Here is a 1,164-nt window from a genome sequence, read left to right on the forward strand (position 1 = left end):
CCCGCCGCGATCGTTACGGCATGCGCCCGATCTAGCGGGCGAACCGTCCGCAATTCGGTCAATTCAACGCCGCCTAGCAGTGCGGGCAGCAGCTCCGCCGCGCCGCCCGGCGCGTCCGCCGCCTCCTGCGGCACATCGACGGCAACCTTGACCGCTTTTCCGCTCCGCTTCACATCGGCTCTCAGGGACGCGGACCCCGCGCCTCGTTGCAGCAGAGCCAAAAGCTCCTCGGCGCTCGCCGCCGGTTCGCCGTTCACGCCGACGATCCGGTCACCCGGCCTGAATCCCGAACGGTCTCCGGCCGTACGCGAGACAACGAGTGCTTTAGGCCGCAGCTCGTAACCGATGCCGAGCTGTTTATAAGCCGCTTCAATCGCCTGGCTTTGCGAATCTTCCATCATAACAACCATTCGGACCTTGTAATCCCCGATCGTGCCGCCGTTCAGGAACGATTTTGTGGTGTAAATCTCGCGATCGGACCGCCACATCGCTCGAACGGCCGTCCACAAATTAATTTGCCGGCTCATGTACACCGTCGTAACCATCCACTCGCCTTCGTCGGCGGCTTCATCCCGGCCCGCCGCCGATTGCACCAGCGGCGACGCGGATTCCACGACCCCGGGCTGCAGCACCACATAAGGGGCCGGTATATACAGCAATATGATCATAAGAACGGCGGCGGACAATACCCACCGCACCGCGGAAGACACCGCGCCTCTATTCCGCGTGTCCATTACGGCGCGTCCTCCTCTCCGCCCCTGGTCTAATGCCCGTCCCTTCCGCGTACACTGGAATAGCCGTTTCTTCGCTTTGTGAAGTTTGAAAGAAACGTCTACCGCATCCAGTCGGGAGGTCGCTTGCCATGCTTCGTTCGATCGCGCTCGGTTTGCTGCTGGTGTCGCTGGCCGCCGCTTTAGTGCTTCATCCAAGCGAATCTTTGCAGTCGGCGCTTCAGGGACTGACCGTTTGGTGGGAAATCGTGTTTCCCGGGCTGCTGCCCTTTTATGTATTATCGGAGCTGTTGTTCGCGCTCGGCGCGGTACATGCTCTCGGCGCCTTATTGGAGCCGCTGATGCGACAAGCGTTCCGGCTTCCCGGCGATGCAGGCTGGGCGGTCGCCCTCGGTTGGACGGCTGGCTTCCCGGCGGGAGCCGAAGCCGCCGC

The 1,164-nt window shown here is 62.4% G+C and carries 1 protein-coding gene and 1 pseudogene; one reads left to right on the top strand and one right to left on the bottom strand.

From position 1 onward, the window contains the following. Positions 1–734, bottom strand: a 734-nt coding sequence (locus tag BG52_RS12835) for a PDZ domain-containing protein (protein WP_036667422.1), incomplete at its 3' end; no start/stop codon positions are given. A 128-nt stretch (positions 735–862) separates the two neighbouring features. On the opposite strand from BG52_RS12835, the pseudogene BG52_RS16190 reads away from it, so the two are divergent. Next, a pseudogene (locus tag BG52_RS16190) lies at positions 863–1,164 on the top strand (nucleoside recognition domain-containing protein); the annotation flags it as partial.

The sequence above is a fragment of the Paenibacillus darwinianus genome, from assembly GCF_000598065.1.
Taxonomy (GTDB): domain Bacteria; phylum Bacillota; class Bacilli; order Paenibacillales; family Paenibacillaceae; genus Paenibacillus_I; species Paenibacillus_I darwinianus.